The following is a 3,900-nucleotide window of genomic DNA, read 5'->3' on the forward strand; positions in this document are numbered from 1 at the left end:
CTTCTCGTCGTCAGGCTCGATCGCCGAAATGTCGAGCATGACATACATGCCGCCCTCGGAGCCGCGCACGGTGACGTCGTTCATGCCGCGGATCGCTTCGAGGAACAGCGTGCGCCGCGCGGCGTAACGCTCGGCAATCGCCTTGACGCCGTAGCCGTTTTCGAGCGCTTCGGCGCAGGCGATCGAGATGAAGGCCGGCAGGCCGTAGGTCGTCACCAGGTTGAGGTTGATGAGCAGCGCGATCATTTCCCTGGGGCCGGTCAGCCAGCCCATGCGCCAGCCGGTCATGCCGTGGCTCTTCGACATGGAATTGATGACCAACGTGCGCTCCGCCATGCCGGGCAGGGAACGCGGCGAGATGTGCTCGCCGCCACCCAGCGTCCAGTAGACTTCGTCCGACAGCAGCCAGAGATCATGCTCCCGGCAGACTTTGGCCAGGTCCTCCAGCCGCTCGCGCGAATAGACCGCGCCGGTCGGGTTGTTCGGCGTGTTGATCAGAATGGCGCGCGTGTTGGGCCGCAGTGCGGCGCGGATCATCTCGGCGCGTGGCTGGAAGCCGTCCTCGGCCGGCGTCTCGACAACGGTGAAGTCGGCGCCGGCGGCGCTGAAGGTATTGGGATAGGTGGCGTAATAGGGCGCGACGACGATGGCGTGATCGCCGGGGTCGAGCACGGCCTGCACGGCGGCATAGAGCGCCGCCTGTCCGCCCGGCGTGGCGATGACCTGGTCGGGCTCCGTCACGACGCCGGCGCAGGCGGTCGAGGCCGCCGCCATCGCCTTGCGCAGGCGCGGCTGGCCGGGAAGGGGCGTGTAGTGGTGGTTGCTGGCCCGAACCGCAGTCACGCAGGCCTCAATGGTTTCCGAAGGCGTGTCGAAGTCGTGGTCGCCGACCGAAAGCATGATGATGTCCTCGCCGGCCTGCTTGCGGGTCCAGGCCGAGAAATGCACCTCCCATCCGTCCTTGCCCGAGGGCACAATGCCGGCAATGCGCGATGAGGGTCTGGGCATTACGGAACTCCCGAGATTTTGTGACCGGCCTGCTCGAGCCGGCCGCGTAGGGCAGCGATATGGGCGGGGCCGACCTCGCAGCAGCCGCCGACGATATGGGCGCCGGCCTCGACCCAGCCGATGGCCTGCCCGGCATAGGCTTCCGGGTCGAGATCATGGCGCGCATGCAGCACGTCGACCGTGCCGCCATGCTTCAGCGCCTCGACCGCGGTGAAGCCGTTGGCATAGGCGCCGACCGGCCCCCCAAGCGCGATCAATTCGGGCAATGCGGCGCTGACGGCTTCCGGCCGGCAGCAATTGACCAGCCTGGCGGCGACCGGCAGGTCACCGAGCGCGGCCGACGCGGCGGCGATCGCCTCCCCGCTGCGCAGGCGCGGCGCGCCATGGTCGGCGAGCGTCCAGGATACCCAGACGGGTTTGCCGCTTTCGCTCGCCGCGGTGACGGCGGCGCGCGCCTCGTCGGCCGAGGCCATGGTCTCGCACAGGAAGAGATCGACGCCATCGGCCTGCTCGGCGACGATGCGGCGGTAGGTATCGAGTGTCTCCTGGAAGGAGATGGTCAGCGCCGGCGCGTAGCTGCCGAAAAGAGGCGACAGGCAGCCGGCGACGGCTGCGTCGCCGGCTTGTTCGCAAGCTTGCTTGGCAAGCTCGACGCCGCGGGCCTGAAGCTGCTTGAACAGGTCTTCCGCGCCTTCGCGCGCCAGGCGCTCCGGGGTCGCGGAATAGGTGTTGATGGTGATGACGCGGGCGCCCGCCTGGATGAACTCCGCATGCAGGTCGCGCACCAAATCCGGTTCGTCGATCAGCACCCTGGCCGACCACAGTGGCGTCGGCTCGGATTTGCTGCGCCGGACCAGTTCCTGGCCCATGCCGCCATCAGTGAGAATTACGGACTTCATGCCCTTAGTCTTTCATTGTTCGGATCCCAGAGCGGCTCGTCCTTCTGCACCACCGCCTTGAAACGGTCGCCGAAGATCTCGATCTCCAACGGGGTGCCGGGCTCGGCGAGGTCGGCGCGCAGCATGCCGAGTGCGATCGATTTGTCGATGCGATGACCCCAGCCGCCCGACGTCGTCTCGCCGACGATCCTGCCGTCATGCCAGAGCGTCGACATATAGGGCGCGTCGCAATCGCCGGGGTCCTCGACGACCAAAGTGACAAAGCGCTTCTTCACGCCCTGCTGCTTTTCGTTGAGCAGTGCCCCCTTGCCGCGGAACTCGGGCTTGTCCCATTTTACGAAGCGCTCCAGTCCGCCCTGCAGGATCGAATAGTCGGTCGAAAGATCGCCCTTCCAGGCGCGGTAGCCTTTTTCGAGCCGGAGCGAATCCAGCGCATACATGCCGAACGGCTTCAGCCCGTGGTTTTGTCCGGCGGACCAGACGGCATCGAAGACCGTTGCCGTGTCGGCGACCCTGGTGTGGATCTCCCAGCCGAGCTCGCCGGCGAAGGAGACGCGCACCAGCTTCGCCCAGCGTCCGGCGATCGTCGTTTCCTGATGCGTCAGCCAGGGAAGCGTGAGGTCGGCGGCGCAGACCCCGCCCAGAATCTTGCGCGAGTTCGGGCCGGCGAGGATCTGGGTGGAATACTCCTCGGTGCGGTCGGTCAAGGTGAGGGTCGCATTCTTGGGCATGCGCGATTTCAGCCATTCGAAATCGTGCCATTGCGCGACCGCGGCGGTGATCAGCGTCATCTGGTCCTCGCCATGGCGCACGACCGACATTTCGGTGACAATTCGGCCCTTGTCGTCGGAGAAATAGACGAGGCCGATGCGGCCGGGCTTCGGCACCAGGCCGGTGACCTGCAGCGCCAGCCAGTCGGCGGCGCCCGGACCTTCGAGGTTGAAGCGCGAGAAGCCGGGCAGGTCGAGGATGCCGGCGGCATCGCGCACTGCCAGGCATTCCTCGCGCACGCGGTGCTGCCACGGCCCGTCGCGGCGGAAGGTCAGCGTCGATTCCTCCGACGTGTCGTCGCCGGGCTGAGCGTACCAGGTGGCGCGTTCCCAGCCATTGTAGGCGTCGAACTGGCCGCCGAGCGCCTTGATGCGATCGTGCAGCGGCGACAGCTTGCGGTTGCGGCCCTCCGGCCAGGCGTGGCGCGGGAACTGGATGGCGTATTCGTTGCCGTAGATCTCCATGCCCTTGGCGACGCAATAGTCGGGTGCCGAGGCAAAGCTGGTGAAGCGGCGCGGATCGCAGGACCACATGTCCCATTCAGTCTGGCCTTCGGTGACCCACTCTGCCAGCACCTTGCCGGCGCCGCCGCCTTGCGCGATGCCGAAGGTGAAGACACAGGCCTCGAAGGCATTGGGCACGCCGGGCATCGGGCCGATCAGCGGATTGCCGTCCGGCGCGTAGGGGATAGGCCCATTGATCACCTTGGAGAGGCCGGCGGTGCCGAGGATCGGCACGCGCGCGACGGCGTCGGCAAGGTAGTGCTCCAGCCGGTCGAGATCGTCGGGGAAGAGCTGGAAGGAAAAATCCTCCGGCATCGGGTCGTTGTGGGTCGCCCAATGCGCGCGGCAATTGCGCTCATAGGGGCCGAGGTTCATGCCGGTCTTTTCCTGGCGCAGATAGTAGGAGGTGTCGACGTCGCGCAGCAGCGGCAGCTTTTTGCCCTGTTCCTTCGTCCAGGCGGCAAGCTCGGGGATCTCCTCGAACAATATGTATTGATGGCTCATCACCATCATCGGCACTGCGCGGCCGAACATTTTTCCTAGCTCGGCGGCGCGGTAGCCGGCGGCATTGACCACGATCTCACAGCGGATTTCGCCCTGCGGTGTGGCGACCACCCATTCGCCGTTCTCGCGGCGAGCGCCGGTGACCGGGCAGAAGCGGATTATCCTGGCGCCCATGTCGCGCGCGCCCTTGGCCAGCGCCTGCGTCAGCTGCGCCG

General features: G+C 66.6%; 3 protein-coding genes. All 3 read right to left on the reverse strand.

Annotated elements, in window-relative coordinates:
* Positions 1-1,008, reverse strand: a 1,008-nt coding sequence (locus EN745_RS31445) for a pyridoxal phosphate-dependent aminotransferase (RefSeq protein ID WP_145992245.1), incomplete at its 3' end; no start/stop codon positions are given.
* Positions 1,008-1,907 (reverse strand): homocysteine S-methyltransferase family protein, encoded by a 900-nt coding sequence (locus tag EN745_RS31450; RefSeq protein ID WP_127423043.1) that lies wholly within the window; start codon positions 1,905-1,907, stop codon positions 1,008-1,010. The genes EN745_RS31445 and EN745_RS31450, both read right to left, overlap by 1 nt.
* A partial coding sequence (locus EN745_RS31455; protein WP_145992246.1) for an FAD-dependent oxidoreductase occupies positions 1,904-3,900 on the reverse strand: 1,997 nt, incomplete at its 5' end. The genes EN745_RS31450 and EN745_RS31455, both read right to left, overlap by 4 nt.

This window comes from Mesorhizobium sp. M4A.F.Ca.ET.022.05.2.1, assembly GCF_003998845.1.
Classification (GTDB): domain Bacteria; phylum Pseudomonadota; class Alphaproteobacteria; order Rhizobiales; family Rhizobiaceae; genus Mesorhizobium.